This is a genomic window from Pseudosulfitobacter pseudonitzschiae (genome assembly GCF_002222635.1).
Taxonomy (GTDB): domain Bacteria; phylum Pseudomonadota; class Alphaproteobacteria; order Rhodobacterales; family Rhodobacteraceae; genus Pseudosulfitobacter; species Pseudosulfitobacter pseudonitzschiae_A.
In genome coordinates this window covers 20,834-39,385 of record NZ_CP022421.1, presented here as the reverse complement: position 1 = coordinate 39,385, position 18,552 = coordinate 20,834, and the positions used below count along the sequence as shown (strand labels likewise).

General features: G+C 62.4%; 11 protein-coding genes and 1 pseudogene. All 12 read left to right on the top strand.

The annotated features are described in order from the left end of the window. Position 1 precedes the first annotated feature (1 nt). The 12 genes and pseudogenes from SULPSESMR1_RS24125 (at position 2) to SULPSESMR1_RS24070 (ending at position 18,542) form a co-directional block, all read left to right on the top strand. Positions 2-1,030, top strand: coding sequence for a trans-3-hydroxy-L-proline dehydratase (locus SULPSESMR1_RS24125; RefSeq protein WP_089423581.1), 1,029 nt, complete (start codon positions 2-4; stop codon positions 1,028-1,030). Next, positions 1,030-1,761, top strand: coding sequence for an NAD(P)-binding domain-containing protein (locus SULPSESMR1_RS24120; RefSeq protein ID WP_089423580.1), 732 nt, complete (start codon positions 1,030-1,032; stop codon positions 1,759-1,761). Before SULPSESMR1_RS24125 ends, SULPSESMR1_RS24120 begins: the two co-directional genes overlap by 1 nt. Continuing rightward, entirely contained in the window at positions 1,758-3,749 is a 1,992-nt protein-coding gene (locus SULPSESMR1_RS24115; RefSeq protein ID WP_089423579.1) for an FAD-dependent oxidoreductase, read from the top strand. Before SULPSESMR1_RS24120 ends, SULPSESMR1_RS24115 begins: the two co-directional genes overlap by 4 nt. 172 nt (positions 3,750-3,921) lie before the next feature. Then, on the top strand, positions 3,922-8,319 hold the full coding sequence (locus tag SULPSESMR1_RS24110; protein ID WP_089423578.1) for a strawberry notch-like NTP hydrolase domain-containing protein: 4,398 nt from the start codon (positions 3,922-3,924) through the stop codon (positions 8,317-8,319). After that, complete coding sequence (locus SULPSESMR1_RS24105; RefSeq protein WP_089423577.1) at positions 8,316-9,362, top strand: DUF7146 domain-containing protein; 1,047 nt, start codon at positions 8,316-8,318, stop codon at positions 9,360-9,362. Before SULPSESMR1_RS24110 ends, SULPSESMR1_RS24105 begins: the two co-directional genes overlap by 4 nt. 327 nt (positions 9,363-9,689) lie before the next feature. Next, positions 9,690-10,601, top strand: coding sequence for a DUF2493 domain-containing protein (locus SULPSESMR1_RS24100; protein ID WP_089423576.1), 912 nt, complete (start codon positions 9,690-9,692; stop codon positions 10,599-10,601). Between the two features lie 133 nt (positions 10,602-10,734). Further along, positions 10,735-11,165, top strand: a pseudogene (locus SULPSESMR1_RS25690) (hypothetical protein); the annotation flags it as partial. A gap of 290 nt (positions 11,166-11,455) precedes the next feature. Beyond that, positions 11,456-12,664: an FAD-dependent oxidoreductase gene (locus tag SULPSESMR1_RS24090; RefSeq protein WP_089423575.1), complete on the top strand. Its 1,209-nt coding sequence runs from the start codon at positions 11,456-11,458 to the stop codon at positions 12,662-12,664. A 21-nt stretch (positions 12,665-12,685) separates the two neighbouring features. Continuing rightward, positions 12,686-13,600, top strand: a complete 915-nt coding sequence (locus SULPSESMR1_RS24085; RefSeq protein WP_089423574.1) for a LysR family transcriptional regulator — start codon at positions 12,686-12,688, stop codon at positions 13,598-13,600. A gap of 82 nt (positions 13,601-13,682) precedes the next feature. After that, positions 13,683-15,758 carry a hydantoinase/oxoprolinase family protein gene (locus tag SULPSESMR1_RS24080; protein ID WP_089423573.1) on the top strand — a complete coding sequence of 692 codons (2,076 nt, stop codon included), beginning with the start codon at positions 13,683-13,685 and terminating at the stop codon, positions 15,756-15,758. A gap of 2 nt (positions 15,759-15,760) precedes the next feature. After that, on the top strand, positions 15,761-17,500 hold the full coding sequence (locus SULPSESMR1_RS24075) for a hydantoinase B/oxoprolinase family protein (protein ID WP_089423572.1): 1,740 nt from the start codon (positions 15,761-15,763) through the stop codon (positions 17,498-17,500). After that, complete coding sequence (locus SULPSESMR1_RS24070) at positions 17,457-18,542, top strand: TRAP transporter substrate-binding protein (RefSeq protein ID WP_250161506.1); 1,086 nt, start codon at positions 17,457-17,459, stop codon at positions 18,540-18,542. The genes SULPSESMR1_RS24075 and SULPSESMR1_RS24070 overlap by 44 nt, the downstream gene beginning before the upstream one ends. Positions 18,543-18,552: the final 10 nt, after the last annotated feature.

The following is an 18,552-nucleotide window of genomic DNA, read 5'->3' as shown; positions in this document are numbered from 1 at the left end:
CATGCGCTCGACCAAGACCATCCACGTGATCTCCGCCCATGCCGAGGGCGAGGTCGGCGACGTGATCGTTGGCGGCGTCCTGCCGCCGCCCGGCGACACGGTCTGGGAGCAGAGCCGATGGATCGCGCGCGACCAGACCTTGCGTAATTTCGTTTTGAACGAACCGCGCGGCGGGGTCTTCCGGCACGTCAACCTTCTGGTGCCACCCAAGCATCCCGATGCCCAGGCCGCCTGGATCATCATGGAGCCCGAGGACACGCCACCGATGTCCGGCTCCAATTCGATCTGCGTCTCAACCGTGTTGCTGGACGCGGGTCTGGTACCGATGCAGGAACCGGAAACGCACATGGTGCTCGAAGCTCCGGGTGGGTTGGTGCGTGTGCGGGCAGAATGCCGAAACGGCAAGGCCGAACGCATCCACGTCCAGAACGTACCCTCCTTCGCTGCCGAGCTTGACCAAAAGCTGGAGGTCGAAGGCCTAGGCACCCTGACCATCGACACGGCCTATGGCGGTGACAGTTTCGTGGTCGTCGATGCGGCGGCGCTAGGTTTTTCGCTGATTGAATCCGAGGCACACGACATCGCCAAACTTGGTGTCCGCATCACGAATGCAGCCAACGACCAGCTGGGCTTCACCCATCCCGAGAACGCCGATTGGCAGCATATCTCGTTCTGCCTCTTTGCCGGACCTCTGACCGACGGACCGCAGGGTCTGACAACAGGCGCTGCGGTGGCAATCCAGCCCGGCAAGGTCGACCGGTCGCCAACCGGCACCGCACTTTCGGCCCGTATGGCCCTGCTGCACGCACGCGGCGTGATGAAAATTGCTGATCGCCTGACCGCGCGCTCGGTGATCGGTTCGACGTTTTCGGGGACCATCGTCAGCGAAACAACGATCGGAGGTCGCGCGGCCATCGTCCCGGAAATCTCCGGCCGCGGCTGGGTCACCGGTATTCACCAGCACATGTTGGACCCGTCCGATCCCTGGCCGGAGGGGTATCGGTTGTCAGATACGTGGGGGGCGAAGTGATGCGGATCGGGATCATCGGAACAGGTACAATCGCCTCAGCGGTTGTCCGGGGTGTCGCCGGGGGCGGGCATCAGATCACCGTGTCCGAACGCAGCGCGCGCCACGCGCAAGCGCTGGCCGAAGAATTCGACAACGTCGCCGTTGCCTCCAACCAGGAGGTGATCGATCGGAGCGATATCATCCTCGTGGCGCTCATCGCTGAGGCGGCTCCGAACATCCTGCGAGACCTGTCGTTCCGCGCGGAGCAACAGGTGATTTCGCTGATGGGGGGAGCCTCGCTGACTACGGTCGCTACCATGATCGCCCCGGCGCGGGCCTCGGCAATCATGCTCCCTTTTCCCGGTATCGCTTCGGGAGGTTCGCCGGTGCTTGTGCAAGGCGACGGCGATCTGGTCCGCTCTCTCGTCACGTCGGCCAACACTGTCTACATGATAAAAAATGATGCTGAGATGGCGGCCTATATCAGCGCCCAGGCTGTCCTTTCGCCGGTCGCGCGGCTGGTGGAAGACACGACTGCCTGGCTGGCAGCCCGGGTGGCGGATCCGGAACGGGGAGACGCTTTCTTGCGTCACCTGGTGGCTTCAAGCCTGGCCGATACCCCAGCCGGAAAGGTGGTCGAGGCCTTGAATACGCCGGGCGGCTTCAATCAGCGCCTGCGCCAATCTCTTGAGGAAAGCGGCATGCGCGAAGCCCTGCGTGATGGGCTGGACAGGCTGGAGACCAAAGAATGAGCCTCAAGCACGTTTTTAATCCACTCACGCTGCGCCACAAAACCCTGCGCAACCGTATCGTCTTCGGCGCCCATACCACCAACATGGCGGACGATGGCCTGCCCGGGGACAGGCATCTGGGTTACTACCTCGAGCGCGCCAAAGGCGGCGCGGCGATGATCGTGGTGGAACCCATGCCGGTACATGCCGCAGCCGTGCTGACCCGTGGCAACTTCCGCCATTCCAGCGACGATGTGATTCCGCATTTCGCACGCATCACCAAGGCCTGCCGGGCAGAAGGCGCAGTGATGATCCAGCAACTCTACCACGTCGGTGCGCACGGTGATTGGGACAACAGCTGGCACGCGAACTGGTCCCCCTCAGGGGGACCAAGCTATCACGACAACGATGGCAGCCGCGCCATGTCCGTGGCCGAGATCGAAGAAACCATCGACGGCTTTGTCCAGGCCGCGATCCGCTGCCAGAAATCCGGGTTCGACGGGGTGGAAATCTGGGCCGCTTACCATTGCCTTCTCGACCAGTTCTGGACACCGTTCTCGAACCAGCGCGAAGACGAATGGGGCGGCAGCCTTGAGAACCGCACACGGTTCTCGCGCGAAATCCTGCGCCGAGTGCGCGACGCCTGCGGCGATCAGTTCATTATCGGGCTGTCCGTGTCGGACGATCCGACCACCGGCGTCTTTCCGACCCGTGACGAGATGGTCGAAATCGTCACCCTGCACGATGCCGAAGGGCTGATGGATTATGTCACCGTCGGCGCGGGAAGCTATGTCGATTTCCAGAAAATCATCCCGAGTTTTCAGTACCCCGAGAACTTGGGCGCCGATCTGGCGGAGCGTCTGAAACAGGCAGGGCTTGGTGCCCGCGTGACCGCCGAAGCCAATATCCGAACTCCGGATAATGCCAATGCCGTGCTCGGAGCCGGTCAGGCGGATCTCGTCTCCATCGTGCGCGGGCAGATCGCCGATCCGCATATGGTCAACAAGGCGGCCGATGGCCGAACCGAGGACATCCGCGGATGTCTGTCCTGCAATCAGCAATGCTGGGGCCGACGTGGGCGTGACTATTACATCTCCTGCCTGATCAACCCGTCTGTGGGACATGAATTCGAGTGGGGCGGAGATCGCTTCACCCCCTCCCCCGCGCCGAAATACGTCTTGGTGGTCGGCGGCGGACCTGCTGGCCTGGAGACTGCGCGCGTGGCCGCCGAATGCGGACATCGCGTGATCCTGGCGGAGGCCGCACCAGAACTCGGTGGCCAGTTCCGTTTGGCCGGGCTGCAACCGCGTCGCGCCCAGATCACCGACCTGATCGCATGGTATGAGCGGCAACTGACCAAGTTGGGCGTCGAGATCCGCTTCAACTGTTACATGGATGCCGATGATATCGCGGATGTCAGTGCCGATGTCGTGATCCTTGCCACCGGCTCTCTGCTCCCCGGTACCGGATTCCAAAAGGCGCGGCCACAGGTGGCCGAACTGCAGGGCATCGAAACAGGCAATGTCTGGTCGACCGAAGATGTCATGGGCCGCGCTGCCCGCCTAGGACATCGCGTGTTGATCCTCGATGAGGGTGGCCAGTGGAAGGGAATTGGCACCGCCTGGCATCTGGCCGAGGCGGGGCACGAGGTAACCATCATCACCCCTGACGCCATGATCGCCCGCGAGTTGGTGCGCAGCGCAACGGATTTCAGCGCACGTCAAACGCTTGCCCGGCTGGGGGTGACCTTTGTCACTGAGAGCGCGATCTTGCGCTGGTCGAACGCGGGCGCACGTTGCACCTCTTTGCTGACCGGTGAAGAGACCGACATTGCGGCGGATTCGCTGGTTCTGGCGACAGGCAATCGGACCGATACGGCCCTCCTCGAAGAACTTCGGGCGCGCGATATCGATGTACGTCCGATTGGCGACGCCGCCGCCCCGCGTCTCGCCGCAGCAGCCTTTCGCGACGGGCGGGAGGTCGGTCTGAGGATATCCTCTGGACCTTGACCGCGCAAAGGTCTCGTAGTGGCCCACCCCGCTAGATTAAGTCTGCAAGTGCCTACGCCGTCGTCAGGCTTAGCCATGAAAAAGTGAGAGGCAGGGCGGGAGGGGTGACCCCTCCCGGGCGAGAGAGTGCGCACGGGGCTTGGGGGCCAACCCTCAACCCCGGAGATTGCCGATGAACGCTCACCCCCAATCCGTCCCGCTTGCCAGCCCTGCCGAGGCCCCTTCCCTGCCCGCGGCCCCGGGCTTCGCCCAACACCTGATGCAGGCTGCAACTGCCCTCGTCTCTTTCTTCGAGGCTGGTAAAACCATCGACGCCGCCGCCTTACGCGCCGCGATGGAGGATGCTTTCGGCGCCAGCGACACGAACGGCGCTTGGGTCTGGAAAGACGCCTATGAGGCGGCCGAGGTTGCCCAGATCCTGATGCTTGCCCGCTACGGCGCGCTGATGCAGCGCCAGGCGGCCTCGCCGCAAGCTTTCCTCACCATGATCGAACGTCTCGCCGGTCTGGCTCCGTCCCACACGCGGCGTTCTGAAGACAGCGTGCGTCTGCAACAATTCTCAACGCCTTTGCCCCTTGCGGCCATCGTCGCGCAGGCAGCGGGGTTTCGCGGGGGCGATCTGGTCCTGGAACCTTCAGCTGGCACCGGCATGCTGGCGATCTTCGCACGGATCGCGGGCGCGCGGTTGATGCTCAATGAACTTGCCGAGACCCGCCATGCCTTGCTCGGGCAGCTGTTTCCCGAGGCCGTTGTCTCGGATCATGACGCCGCTTCGATCGACGACCGGCTGGATCGGTCACTCACGCCTTCGGTCGTGGTGATGAACCCGCCATTTTCCGCCGCGAACCATGTTGAAGGCCGGTTCCGGCAGGCGACCAGTCAGCATGTGCTTTCGGCTCTCGCCCGCCTCGCGCCCGGTGGGCGGCTTGTCGTCATCACCGGCGAGAGCTTTCAGCCCTCCACGAAATCCCTCCAATCGACCTTTCAGCGGATCAGTCAGAGCGCCGACGTGGTCTTCTCCGCTGCCGTCGACGGCAAGGTCTTCGCGCGGCATGGCACCACGATCGACACGCGGCTGACGGTGATCGACAAGCGCGCGACTGGCGCTGAAGCGACCGCGCCGGCTGACATCGAGGCCGCCTATCATCCGATCTGCGCGACCACGGGCGATCTTCTTTCCGCAGTGCTCGCTCATTGCCCGGAACGCCGCAGCCCTCCGCCCTGCCCTACTGGTTCAGCCTTGGCTGTTTCGACGCCTTCGACCCGCACCAACCTGCATGCCCTGCGTAATGCCGCCCGCCAGGAAACCCGAGCCCTCGCCGTTGAGCGCGCCAAGCACCCGTTCGACGACATCGAGACGGTATCGCTCGATTACCTGCCGAAAGCCTTGAGCGAACCGGGCGGCGCGTTGCAGGACACTGTCTACGAGGCCTATGACCTGCAGGCGATCCAGATCGACGGCGCCGCGGAACATCCGACCGAACTGGTGCAATCCGCGGCCATGGCATCGGTGCCGCCGCCTGTCCCGACTTATTGTCCCGTCCTGCCGAAGAGCCTCGTCGCGGACGGACTTCTCTCCGCCCCGCAGCTGGAAAGCGTGATCTATGCGGGTAATGCACACGAGACGCATCTCAAAGGCTGGTTCCGGCGCGGTGAGGTAGAGTGCCAGCTCATGGCAGCGACCGAGGGCGACGAAGGTGCCTTTCGCCTGCGCAAAGGCTGGTTTCTGGGTGATGGCACGGGCTGCGGCAAGGGGCGTCAGGTCGCGGGTATCATCCTCGACAACTGGTTGAAAGGTCGCCGCCGGGCGGTCTGGGTCTCGAAGAGCGACAAGCTCATCGAAGATGCGCGGCGCGACTGGATGGCCCTCGGGGGTCGCGAAAGCGACATCGTGCCGCTCTCTAAATTCCGTCAGGGCGGCGACATCCGCCTGCCTGAGGGCATCCTCTTCGTCACTTACGCGACACTGCGCTCGGCAACACGCGAGGGAAAAGCCTCCCGCCTCGATCAGGTGACGTCCTGGCTTGGCGAAGGGTTCGACGGGGTCATCGCCTTCGACGAAAGCCACGCCATGGCGAATGCTGCTGGCGAAAAGTCGGACCGCGGCGACAAGAAGGCGTCCCAGCAAGGTCTTGCGGGCCTTGCCCTGCAGAACGCCGTGCCCGATGCGCGCGTGCTCTATGTTTCAGCCACTGGGGCGACGGTTGTCGGCAATCTCGCCTATGCTTCGCGACTTGGCCTCTGGGGCACCGGGGATTTCCCCTTTGTGACGCGGGATGAGTTTGTCGCCGCGATGGAGGCTGGGGGCATTGCCGCCATGGAGATGATCTCACGCGACCTGAAGGCGCTCGGGCTCTATCTCGCGCGCTCCCTCTCCTATGCCGGGGTCGAATACGAGATGCTGGTGCACGACCTCACGTCCGCCCAGGTCGCCATCTATGACAGCTACGCCGATGCCTACCAGATCATCCACAATAACCTCGAGGCAGCGCTTCAGGCCTCGGGCATTTCCTGCGAGACCGGCACCTTGAACGCCCAGGCGAAATCCGCCGCGCGCTCGGCTTTCGAGAGCAACAAGCAGCGTTTCTTCAACCACCTCATCACCGCCATGAAATGCCCCTCCCTGATCCGTGCCATCGAGGCGGACCTGGCGACAGGACATTCGGCGGTGATCCAGGTGGTCTCGACCAGCGAGGCGGTGATGGAACGCCGCCTCGAGGATATCCCGCCCTCGGACTGGGATGATCTGCAGGTCGATTTTACTCCGCGTGAGAACATCATGGACTACCTGATGCACAGCTTCCCGACGCAGCTCTTCGAGCCCTACACGGACGAGAATGGTGATCTGCGTTCGCGCCCCGCCCTTGATGGCGACGGCAATCCGATTATCTGCCGTGACGCGGAACGGCGGCGGGATGAGCTTGTCGAGCACCTTGGTGCCCTCGCCCCGGTGCAGGGCGCGCTCGATCAGATCCTTTGGCAGTTTGGAGGTGACGCGGTGGCCGAGGTCACAGGGCGCAAGCGACGCATAGTGAAGACGCGGGAAGGTCGGCTCAAGGTCGAGAACCGGCCCGCCTCCTCCAACCTCGGTGAGACTCAGGCCTTTATGGATGACGCCAAACGCATCCTGATCTTTTCCGATGCCGGTGGCACCGGGCGCAGCTATCACGCCGATCTTGGGGCCAAGAACCAGCGCCTTCGGGTGCATTATCTGCTGGAACCCGGTTGGAAGGCCGACAATGCGATCCAAGGGCTCGGACGCACCAATCGCACCAATCAGGCGCAGCCGCCGCTTTTCCGGCCGGTGGCCACAGATGTGAAGGGTGAGAAGCGGTTCCTCTCCACCATCGCCCGCCGCCTCGACACGCTTGGTGCCATCACCAAGGGGCAACGCGAGACCGGCGGTCAGAACATGTTCCGCGCTGAGGACAATCTCGAGAGCCCCTACGCACGGGCGGCGCTGCGCCAGTTCTTCTACAAGCTGCGCGCGGGCAAGATCGAGGCCTGCTCCTACGCAAAGTTCCAGGAGATGACCGGGCTGACGCTCGATGAGGCGGATGGCTCCATGAAAGAAAACCTTCCACCGATCCAGCAGTTCCTGAACCGTTGTCTCGCGCTCCGCATTGACATGCAGGATGCGATTTTCGAAGCCTTCGGCGCGGTTCTTTCGGCCATCATTGAAGACGCCCGTCAGGCGGGCACGCTGGACGTCGGGTTAGAGACCCTGCGCGCCGAGAAATTCGAAATTGTCGACCGCAAGGTCATCTTCGAGCATGAGGCGACGGGGGCGACGGCGACCGCGCTGACCGTTGAGCGGACCGATCGCAACGACCCGCTCACCCTGCCCCGCGTCAAATCGATCTGCGCAAACACGGACGGCGCGACGCTTTGCTGGAACACGACGTCCAAGCGCGCGGCGTTGATGGTGAAGGCGCCGGCCTTCATGGACGAGGATGGCGTGCCGATCCTGCGGGTGAAACTGCTGCGGCCCATGGCCACCGAGATCCTCGCGCTTTCCGAGTTCTCGAAATCGCACTGGGAAGAGGTCGATGATGCGATGTTCAAACAGCTTTGGCAGGCTGAGGTCGATGCCGTGCCGGAGTTCACCACGTCGAAGATCACGCTGATCTGCGGGTTGCTCCTGCCGATCTGGGACCGGCTCCCTGCCGACAACATGCGCATCTATCGCCTGCAGACCGAGGACGGGGAGCGCGCCATTGGCCGTCTGGTCAGTCAGGAGCAACTCCTGAACGTCTACGCGCGGCTTGGCCTCGATTGTCAGATCGAGATGACACCGCAGGAGGTCTTTGCTGCGGTGATGGACGCGAGGACAACCCTCAACCTGCTCGGTGGCTATCAGCTGCGCCGCTCACTGGTCATGGGACAGCCGAGACTCGAGCTGATCAGCGCCTCGGGCGCGGCCCTGCCGGGGTTGAAGGCCATGGGCTGTTTTACCGAGGTGATCCAGTGGAAAACGCGGGTGTTCATTCCGGTGGACGGCACCGACGTGCTGGCGCGTGTGCTCGCCGAACATCCGGTTGGCGCCAGCGCCACGGATGCTGCCGCATGAGCGCGCGGCGCAGCATCGCGGACCTCTCGGCCGATCTTGCAGACCGGGCCGAGAGTTTCTGCCGCCAGTATTTCCCCGAGGGACGCAAGCAGGGCAATTATTGGCAGGTCGGTGACACGTCTGGTGCAAGGGGGCAGAGTCTCGCCATCCGGCTCCAGGCGCAGGACGGGCGCAAAGCCGGATCCTGGGCCGATTTCGCGACGGGGCAATACGGCGACCTGATCGACCTGCTGCGGGAACGGCTTGGGTCGGTGACGCTCAAGGAAACGCTGAGGGAGGCCCGGTCTTTTCTCGGCGAGGCCCCCTGCCCTGCCGTATCTCGTGAAACCCAAAGGGCTGAGCGCCCCGATGCTGCCTCCAGCAAACGCATTGCGCGGGCGCGCAAGCTCTTTGCCGTTGGCAAGCCGGTGCTTGGCACCTTGGCCGCCACTTATCTGCACGCGCGCGGCATCACACGGCTTGGCCCGGCCCTGCGCTATCACCCGCGGGTCTTTCTGCGGCAGGGCGAGGACGATCCCGATCCGCCGCAAAGGGCCCCTGCCCTACTGGCAAAGATCACCGACAATCGAGGCCAGATCACCGGATGCGCGCGTTTCTATCTCGACCCGTCCAATGGCGGCTTGGCCGCGATCGAGAACCCGAAACGGATCCTCGGGCAACTGCATGGCCATGCCATCCGCTTCTGGTCCGGCAAGGCGCGCTCTGATCTCATCGTCGGCGAAGGTCTCGAGAATACCCTCTCGGTCGGCACGGCTCTCCCGGAGTTCGACCTCGCCTCCTGTCTCACCGCCACCCATCTTGGTCTCTTCATCCCGCCGCCGGGCATCCAGCGTATCTGGATCGCGCGAGACAATGACGAGGCGGGACGCAACGCATCAATGAGATTGCGTAACCGTCTGGAAATGCGTGGAATTTCCTGTGGTGATCTTGTGCCGACCATGGACGATTTCAACGACGATCTGCGGGCATTTGGCAGAGATGCGCTGCGCCGGTCCCTGCTCAAGGCCATGAAAGCACAAGGTCTGGAGATCGAGGACGGGTGAGCGCCTGTCTCCACTCGTGATGACTGAGGGGGCAAAGGTTCCGCGGGCTCGATCTGATCCCGTTTGGATAGGGGGAGCGATGGACCGGCGGGTCGGGGCCCAAGAAAGCTGAAAGAGGGGCCCCTCGCCCGGGCAGCAATGCGCCCCGCACCAGAAAATTCCCCTGCCCCACCACATGACCGTGGCGGGTCATTCCTCGCGGGAACAATTTTCTGGTCCGGTGCGCATTCTCCGCTTCGCTCCGATCCTGACGGATGCGGCCCGGTCGCCGCCGGTCCTGTTATCGCCCCATCCAAATCGGGTCAGATCAAACAGAGGAACCAGACAATGCCCCATCAGACAGACATCCAAGAGGAAACCGGCGTAACCTCCGCCATCCTCGACCATCTCACATTTCACGGCGCAACGCCCGGGCCGGGCGAGACCGATCATCGCCCCCTGCCCCAGCTCGACGAGGTCGAGCTCGCCATGGCGACGCTTTTCGACACCACCATCGGCCTTCTCACCGGCAGCCAGTTGGAAGACAATCTCGAAGAGATGCTCTGGTCCCTGACCTCGATCTTCCATCGCCGGCTGACCCATATCCAGAAGCTTCTCGACGACAACGAATTCGAGGTCCGGGAAAGTCTGGCCATCCAGGACGGCTCCGAGGTCGCCTCGGTCGAACTCGAGCGCCTCCAGATGATCGGGCTCAAGCTCTGGGACCATCGCGACGCTTTCGAGCAGATGCGCGATCTGGCCGTGGACCACTTCTCGGCCGCCATGGGCTCGCCCTGGCTCCCCCGCACCGGATCACGCGTCTCGCATCGCGGCCTCACCTCCGCCGTGGTGGACAGCCGGGCCTATCTCTCGGCCAAGCGGCGCAAGGAGACCGAGGTGCATTGCCCCGAAGGCACGCGGATCGCTTTTTCGGGCGGGGACTATCAGGCCTACGATCTGATCTGGTCCGTCCTCGATGCTACCCTTGCGAAATACCCGGACATGGTGCTCTTGCACGGCGGCACGCCCAAAGGCGCCGAGATGATCGCCGCCCGGTGGGCAGATACGCGCGGTGTCACTCAAGTGGTCTTCAAGCCCGACTGGAAGAGCCACGGCAAGGCCGCCCCCTTCAAGCGCAACGACAAGATGCTCGAGACCATGCCTCAGGGTCTGATCGCCACCCCTGGCTCCGGCATCACCGAGAACATCGTCGACAAGGCCCGCAAGCTCGGGATCCGCATCAAGAGGATCGGGGCTTAGGCCCCGGTTCGTTCTCGGCTTGGTTCAAGGAAGCAGCCTTTGGCCCTATTTTCGCGAAAGTGCAGCAAGGCGGACAGAGTTAGCTTTCGCAGCAACTGCCCCAGTGTCTGCTTTATGCTACCGGATCTGCCCACATGGAGACCGGATCGAGGCCGCTGTCACCGCTGCCAGGACCGCGGCCAGCGACGGAAACGGTGTCATCTTAGCGCTGCTGGCTATGGGCGGGGCAGCGGGACTGCACGCATCCGGCGTGCCGTTTGAGCGGTTGGCCCGTTGGCTGAATGGGATGAACAGCGCTGCACTGACCGCGATGCGTCACTTAGACGGTATTGGAGCATGGATTGTTCGGGCAGAAAACGTCATGGCAAAGTTGTCGGGCCGCAGACCGGTGGCGCATCGTTATACTCAAACAGAATGGCCTTCGGTATGGCCGCGATGGCCGAAGGACTGACAGGCGCAAGTCGTGCCGCCGTTCAGAGGAACCTGGTCTGGATAGAAGAAGAAGGCCCGATCCGGGAGGTGACCGGGAAAGGACGGTTCAGAATGTGGCTGATCCCGAAATAGATACCTACGTTTCGCGCCGCTCGGGCGTTCTTCAGTTCACGGGGGAGGATCACGCCTCAAAACGGTGGACGCACACACATGATTGGAACTTGTGAGTTCTCTAATCTGAAGCCTAGCCTTTGATAGACAAAGACCCGTTGAAAGTTGTGCGAAGACAAAGCGTCTATCCAGTAGCTCTTTTTCATAATATAAGAAAATTTGATTAAGTTTATTTAAAATTAATAGTTTGAGTTTCTGAACCCGATCTGCGTTTTTGAACTGAATAGCATCGTGGCGAAGGAAATTCTTAGATGGGTGGTATGCGAACAGCTGTCATAGTCGGTGCCGGGGTTGTCGGCGTGACCACCGCCGAAGCGCTGGTGGAGCGCGGCTTTCAAGTTACGGTCGTCGAGGCGATGCCCCGTGCCGCGGAAGGTGCCAGCATGGCCAATGCGGCGCAGTTGTGTGCACCGTTCGCGCTGGCGCTTGGTAGTCCGGGGTTTCTTAACGCTTTGCCGCGCAATCTGCTCGATCTGTCATCGGGCGTTTCACTTTCACTGGCTACGGCGGTTGCCAACGTCCCCTGGAGCGTGCGTTTTCTTTTCGAGTGCCGAAGCGCTCGCGCCAAGGCCAATTCAGAGGCGCTCCTGGCGCTGGCGTACCAGTCGGCGGCGGCGCTGGACCAACTGCTCGAACGTCACCCGCTCGAATTCGATCGGCGGACGTCGGGCAAGCTGTGGCTCGCCCCGAACGTAGAGGCGTTTCGGCAAGCGGGCGCGGAGCTGGAGCTGCGGCATTCGGCGGGCTTCGAAGTTGAGGCGCTGTCCCGCAACGAATGCTTGTCTGTTGAACCGCGGCTCACCGATGCGGGCTATCCTTTCGCGGGCGGAATCTTTGCGCCCGCAAGCGCTGTTGGCGATTGCCGTGCCTTCACTATTGGCCTAGCCGAGCGGCTGGAAAAGGCGGGTGTTGCATTCCGCTTCGGAACACGGGTGGATCAGATTGAAGTCTCCGACGCCCGGGCTGTAGGCGTCCGCGTCGGCGAAGATCTTGTTGCGGCGGATATCGTAGTGCTGGCAAACGGACTTGACGCGCCGCGCCTGGCGCCGCGCTTTCGGGGCCGCCAGCCAATCGCGCCCCTGCGGGGATACAGCGCGACGCTTCCGCTTGGTTCGGGGGCGCCGACGGTATCTCTCACCGACCCCAAGCGTGCTGTTGCGCTTTGCCGGCTTGGCAACCGGATGCGGATCACCGGCAGCGGGGAATTCGCCGGTCCCGGCAGGCCGTCGCGCCAAAAGATCAAGCGAATCCTTGATGTCGCAAGACGTTGGTTCCCAGATGCCGCCGATTTCGACGCCACCGATCAGCAAGAGTGGTGCGGAGTGAGGCCTACTACACCAAACTCACTGCCTATGATCGGCCCCGCCGGTCCTGAGGGGCTCTATATCAACGCCGGGCACGGCACATTCGGCTGGACGCTCGCAGCCGGATCAGCCGAGCGACTTGCCAGTATGCTTTAGCAGGCAGTTGGTGATAAGGTCATGGCCATGACCTTCGACCAGATCCAAAGCTTCTATCTCGTTGCAACAATGGGCACCTACCAAAAGGCGGCGCAGCGGCTCAACGCAACCCAGCCCGCCATCTCTGCGCGCATCGTTGCGCTTGAGAACTGGTTGGGGGTAAAGCTGTTCGACCGAAGCGGTCACAGGGTTGCCCTGACCCCACAGGGCCGCAAATTTCTTTCCTACGCTGAAAAGCTTTTGGAAATACGCGCCGAAGCGCAGTTCGAAGTTGGCCAAGGTGGTGAACTCGGCGGCGTGGTGCGGATCGGCGCCTCGGATACGATGGCTACGACATGGTTGCCGGATTTTCTAGTTAGCCTAGGGACGCAGTTCCCCGAAACGACTTTTGAACTCAGCGTCGGCCCCTCGGTGCGGTTGCGCGACGAGTTGATTAATCAGCAGCTAGATATCTGCTTCATTGTCGGGCCGGTGTCGAATCCCGAGATCGTCAATCATCCGCTTTGCGAATGTCCAATGGTTTTGGCCGCAGCGCCGTCGTTGGGCTTACACAATCGGCGGTTGGCGCTGAAGGAACTTGAAACGGTCAATATCCTTACTTTCGAGCGTGTGACACAGCCCTTTCAAGACCTAAAACGCGACTTGCGCGCTGCTGGCGTATCGCCGCGATTGAACCCTATTTCGTCGCTCCAGACCATCGTTTTGCTGACACGCAAAGGATTGGGCATAGGCGCGGTGCCGATGGCGGTCGTTGACGAGGAATTGCGGTCGGACGCCCTAAAGCTACTGGAGACTGAAATCCAGCTAAGTTCCTTGCAGTTTGCTATCTGCCATCGCGATGGCCCGGACGCCCCGGCGATGCAGACAATCGTCAATAGCGCGCTTGCCTTCACTCGGGCAATGGGAAGCGCCAAGTCGATAAAGATGATCTATTAAACTTTATACAATATTATCGTTTTTATTTATTATTGGGCGCCGCTAGCATTCGAGCACATTCAAATTAACGAAGAGTGAACTCATGAACTGGCGCGTAGCCTCCGACATCGGGGGCACCTTTACCGACATCGCCCATATCGACGCCGACGGATTGCTGACGACGGCGAAAGTCCCGTCGACACCACCCAACTATGGATTGGGAGTGGTCTCCGGTGTGTCGGCCTTGGCCGATGGGGCGGGGTTGGCGATGTCGAAGCTGACCGAAATGGCACATGGCTGCACGGTCGCTACTAATGCAATTCTCGAGGGCAAGGGTGCGCGCACAGCGCTGCTGACCACGGCAGGGTTCCGCGATGTATTGGAGTTGCGCCGCATACGCGTGCCGAAGCTCTACGAGCCACTTTACGTCAAGCCATCGCCTTTGTCGCCGCGCAACCTGCGCTTTGAGGCGCGCGAGCGTGTGGATGCCGATGGTTCGATCCAAACGCCTCTAAACGAGGATGATGTGCGCGAGGCAGCACAAAAAATGCAACGCGACGGTGTCGAGGCAGTCGCCGTCTGCTTCCTGCATTCCTATCTCAACCCCGAGCACGAACGCCGCGCAGGGGAAATTATCCGCAAGCTTCTTCCGGATTTGTTTGTAACGCTTTCGGTCGATGTTCTACCGCAGATCCGGGAATACGAACGCACCTCCACGACGGTGGTCAATGCCTATGTCGGCCCGCCGGTGCGGCGCTATCTCGAAGGTATGGAGGCCGACCTGAGCACGGCCGGATGTCCGGCGCGGGTTTCGATCATGCAATCCTCGGGTGGCGCAGTGGATGCCGCTGCAGTGAAGACGACGCCTGCCCAGATCGTCGAATGCGGCCCCGCGGCCGGTGTCGTCGGCGCCGCGCATCTGGCGCGGATGCTGGGCATCGACAACGCGATCACATTCGACATGGGTGGAACCACCGCCAAGGGGTCGATGATCGAGAACGGTTCCGTGATCTTTGCCGAGGATTACGAAGTCGGATCGTCCATGAGCACCACCGGCGTCATCGCGGGCGGTGGCGGTTACGCTCTAAAACTGCCGGTGATCGACATTTCCGAGGTCGGGGCTGGCGGCGGCTCCATTGTGCGGATCGACCGGGCCGGTGCAATCAAGGTCGGGCCGGATAGTGCGGGGGCCAATCCGGGGCCGGCATGTTACAACGCCGGCGGGACCGAACCGACCGTAACCGACGCCAATGTCGTCTTGAGGTATCTCAACCAGACCGGGCTCGCCGGTGGGACCGTGCCGATCAACGCCAAGCTGTCGCAAGGCGCAGTTGCCCGCGTCGTTGCCGACCCGCTGAGCCTCACCCCCCACGCAGCGGCCTATGGTGTGCACCAGGTCGCAAATGCGACGATGGTGCGCGCTATCAAGGCGGTGACGACCTATCGTGGCCGCGACCCGCGCGATTTCTCCATGTTCGCGTTTGGCGGCAATGGCGGTGTTCACGGGGTCGGAATTGCGCGCAGCCTGGAGATCCGGCGTGTGATTGTCCCCCCGGCGGCGGGCGTGTTCAGTGCAGTGGGCCTGCTTCTGGCAGAACGTTCTGTGACGGTCGCCGCCGCTTGTCCCGGTCGTCTCGACGGCCTTTCTGCCGAGATCGCCGACAACACTTATGCCGGGCTCCAGCGCCAGGCAGAGCAGCTTCTAGCGCTCGAATCCGGCGCCGCGATGTGCTCGCGCGAGGTTGAGTTGCGTTATGTCGGTCAGGCGTTCGAATTGACAGTTGATCTGGGCGCCGAAAGCTTCGTCGAAGCCTCCCGCGACGATTTGCGGGCCCGTTTCGATGATGAGCATCGGCGCCGGTTCGGGCATGCGTTTGACGCCAGCGAACCGGTCGAGATCGTGGCGCTGAAGTTGAAGTCCGTCGATCCCGCGCACAAAACCCCGAACGAGCTGTCGATCGCACTGAACCCTTCAACCGAGGAGGTTTTCCGCGATGTCTGGTTCGGCGATGCGCACGGCCTTGTCCGAACGCCGGTGATTGGCCGGGGCGATCTGGGCACCGAACCGCAAAGCGGCCCGCTAATCGTCGAGGAATACGAGGGCACGACTGTGGTGCCACCCGACGCCTCCGCGCATCGCGATGCGCTCGACAACATCGTCGTCGATCTGGAGTATTGACCATGACCGCTCGTACAACCGACCCGTTCCTGCTGGAGATCCTCCGCAACGCTTTCGATACTATTGCAGAGGAGATCACCATCACGATCATCCGCACCGCCTATTCGCAGATTGTGCGCGACAGCCTCGATTTCTCTACGGCGCTCTGTGATGCAAAGGGGCGAACGCTGGCGCAAGGAGTCTGCACGCCGATGCATCTGGGCGCATTCCATGACGCGCTGACAAATATGATTGAAGAGGCCGGGGATGATTTGCATCCCGACGACATCTTCATCATGAACGATCCCTACGCGGCGGTCGGCCAGCACTTGCCGGACATCTATGTCGTCAAGCCGATCTACTACCAAAATGTGCTGCGTGGCTGGTCGGCGACGCTGGCGCACCATTCGGATGTGGGCGGCATCGTCGCGGGGTCGAACGCGCTCGGCGCGACCGAGATCTGGCAGGAGGGTCTGCGCCTTCCCGTCCTTAAGCTCTTCGACAAGGGAAAGCGTAACGATACGCTGTGGAAGATGATCGCGCTGAATGTCCGTACGCCGGATATGGTGCTGGGCGATCTTCAGGCCCAGATCGCCGCATGCGCCACCGGTGCGCGGGGGCTGCAACAACTCTATGAGCGATACGGCGTCGAGGTGATGGAAACAGCGATCGATGATCTCAACAGCTATGCGTGCAGGCTTGCCGAGGCGGAGATTTCTGACCTGCCCGACGGAACCTACCGGTTCACCGACCATATCGACGGCATCGGCGAGATGCCCGAGCCAATTACGCTGGAAGTGGCGGTGACGATCGACGGCGCGCGCGCTGTTGTGGATTGGACCGGGTCCAGCCCGCAGGTTGCAGGTGGCATCAACTCGACACTGCCGTTCACCAAAGCCTGCGCCTATGCCGCGCTGCGTTCGCTCATGCGGGCGGACGTGCCAAACTGTCACGGCTTCACCGAAGCAATCGAGGTGCGTGCGCCCGCGGGAACAGTGGTCAACCCGGTGTCGCCGGGGCCTTGCGGGGCGCGCGGGATCACCGGGTATCGCATGATCGACTGCCTTTTCGGGGCGCTGGCGAATGCCGCGCCGGACAGGGTGACGGCGGACGGTTCCGGCGGGTCCACGCTGCCGACAATCGCGGGGCGGAAGGACGGTGCGATCTTCGTTTTCTGCGAAACCGCAATGGGGACCTGGGGCGCTAGTCTGCAGAGCGACGGTCAAGAGGGCGTGCCCCATATCGGCGCCAACCAGTCCAACGTACCAATCGAGATGATCGAACGCACCTATCCGATCCGCATCGAGCATTACGGTTTCGTACCCGATACCGGTGGCCCGGGCCGGCGCCGCGGCGGTCTTGCGATCCGGCGCGACTACCGTGTGCTTGTCGACGGGGCGACGCTCAACGTCCGCTCGGACAAGCGGGACCATCCCCCGCATGGGCTGATGGGCGGAAGCCCTGGCCAGCCTTCGATGAATCATCTGATCTCGGGTGAACGCACGCGTGCCCTTCCGGTGCTGCTTCGGGAGCCGGTGGCCATGAACGCGGGCGACGTCTTTAGCCATGTGATGGCCAGCGGTGGCGGCTACGGCATGGCCTGGGAGCGCGAACCCGAGCGGGTACTTGCTGACGCCATTCTTGACAAGATCAGCGTTAATGCCGCGCGGCGTGACTTTGGTGTCGTGATTACCGAAGGGCCGGAGGGACTGTCGATCGATGAGCGCGCCACCCGAATTGCGCGCGGCGGCGAGGCCGCATGACTTCGCCCGTCGTGAACGACAACACAGAAATCAACTGAAGGAGGAAGCAATGTTCTTTAAGACACTCGCAGGAATCGCGTTCATCGGCCTTGCCGCCGGAGGCGCGCTTGCCGAAACCAAGCTCGACATGACCAACGAATACGAGCCGAACTCGATCCATGGGCAAGGCGACCAGTTTTTCGCCGACAAGGTGGCCGAACTGTCCGGCAACGACGTGATTATCACGCTGCATCTCGGCGGCGCGCTCGGTTTCAAGTCGAAAGACAATCTGGACGCGGTCGCAGACGGCGTCGTGCCGATCGCAGACACGCTTGGCGGTGTGCTGGCCGGGTCCGATCCGATCTTTCTGGTAAGCTCGCTGCCCTTCATGGCAGCCAATGTGGAGGAGGCGCGCGAGCTCTATCTGGCGGCCAAACCCGCCTATGCGGCATTCTTCGAGAAAAACGGGCAGATCCTCCTGTATGCGTCGCCCTGGCCGCCATCGGGACTTTGGGCGCAGAAGCCGGTCGACACGCCTAGTGCGCTGAGTGGACTCAAGATGCGGACCTACGATGCCAATGGGACACGCACCCTGATCGAAGCCGGTGCATCGCCCATCCAACTTAGCTGGGCCGACGTGGTGCCGCAGCTTGCGACCGGGGGAATCGAAGGCGTTCTGACCTCGGCCGAGGGTGGCGTAAACGCGAAGTTCTGGGAACATCTCAGCCACTTCACCGAGATCAACTATGCGTTGCCTCTCAACTTCGTGCACATGAACCGCGATGCGTTCGACGATCTGGACGAAGCCGGACGGACGGCGATCCTTGAGGCCGCCGCCGCCGCGGATGCGCGGAACTGGGAGGCTCTTGGTGCCCGCGTCGAAGGCAACTACGCGTCGTTGAAAGAAAACGGCGTTGTGATCGCCGAAGAAATCTCGCCCGAACTGCAAGCGCATCTTGGCGCAGCGGCCAGTGCGGTCATCGCCGAGTGGCGGAAAAAGACCGGCGAGGCAGGCGAAGCGATCCTGTCGAGCTACGGCGCAAAGATCGGCAGAAACTTCTGACCGACACGCA

Bases quoted from the DNA above. Each gene is read 5' to 3' on its own strand.
- SULPSESMR1_RS24085 (WP_089423574.1), top strand. From the start codon at position 12,686: ATGGCCATGACCTTCGACCAGATCCAAAGCTTCTATCTCGTTGCAACA.
- SULPSESMR1_RS24115 (WP_089423579.1), top strand. From the start codon at position 1,758: ATGAGCCTCAAGCACGTTTTTAATCCACTCACGCTGCGCCACAAAACC.
- SULPSESMR1_RS24125 (WP_089423581.1), top strand. From the start codon at position 2: ATGCGCTCGACCAAGACCATCCACGTGATCTCCGCCCATGCCGAGGGC.
- SULPSESMR1_RS24110 (WP_089423578.1), top strand. From the start codon at position 3,922: ATGAACGCTCACCCCCAATCCGTCCCGCTTGCCAGCCCTGCCGAGGCC.
- SULPSESMR1_RS24105 (WP_089423577.1), top strand. From the start codon at position 8,316: ATGAGCGCGCGGCGCAGCATCGCGGACCTCTCGGCCGATCTTGCAGAC.
- SULPSESMR1_RS24080 (WP_089423573.1), top strand. From the start codon at position 13,683: ATGAACTGGCGCGTAGCCTCCGACATCGGGGGCACCTTTACCGACATC.
- SULPSESMR1_RS24120 (WP_089423580.1), top strand. From the start codon at position 1,030: ATGCGGATCGGGATCATCGGAACAGGTACAATCGCCTCAGCGGTTGTC.
- SULPSESMR1_RS24075 (WP_089423572.1), top strand. From the start codon at position 15,761: ATGACCGCTCGTACAACCGACCCGTTCCTGCTGGAGATCCTCCGCAAC.
- SULPSESMR1_RS24090 (WP_089423575.1), top strand. From the start codon at position 11,456: ATGGGTGGTATGCGAACAGCTGTCATAGTCGGTGCCGGGGTTGTCGGC.
- SULPSESMR1_RS24100 (WP_089423576.1), top strand. From the start codon at position 9,690: ATGCCCCATCAGACAGACATCCAAGAGGAAACCGGCGTAACCTCCGCC.
- SULPSESMR1_RS24070 (WP_250161506.1), top strand. From the start codon at position 17,457: ATGAGCGCGCCACCCGAATTGCGCGCGGCGGCGAGGCCGCATGACTTC.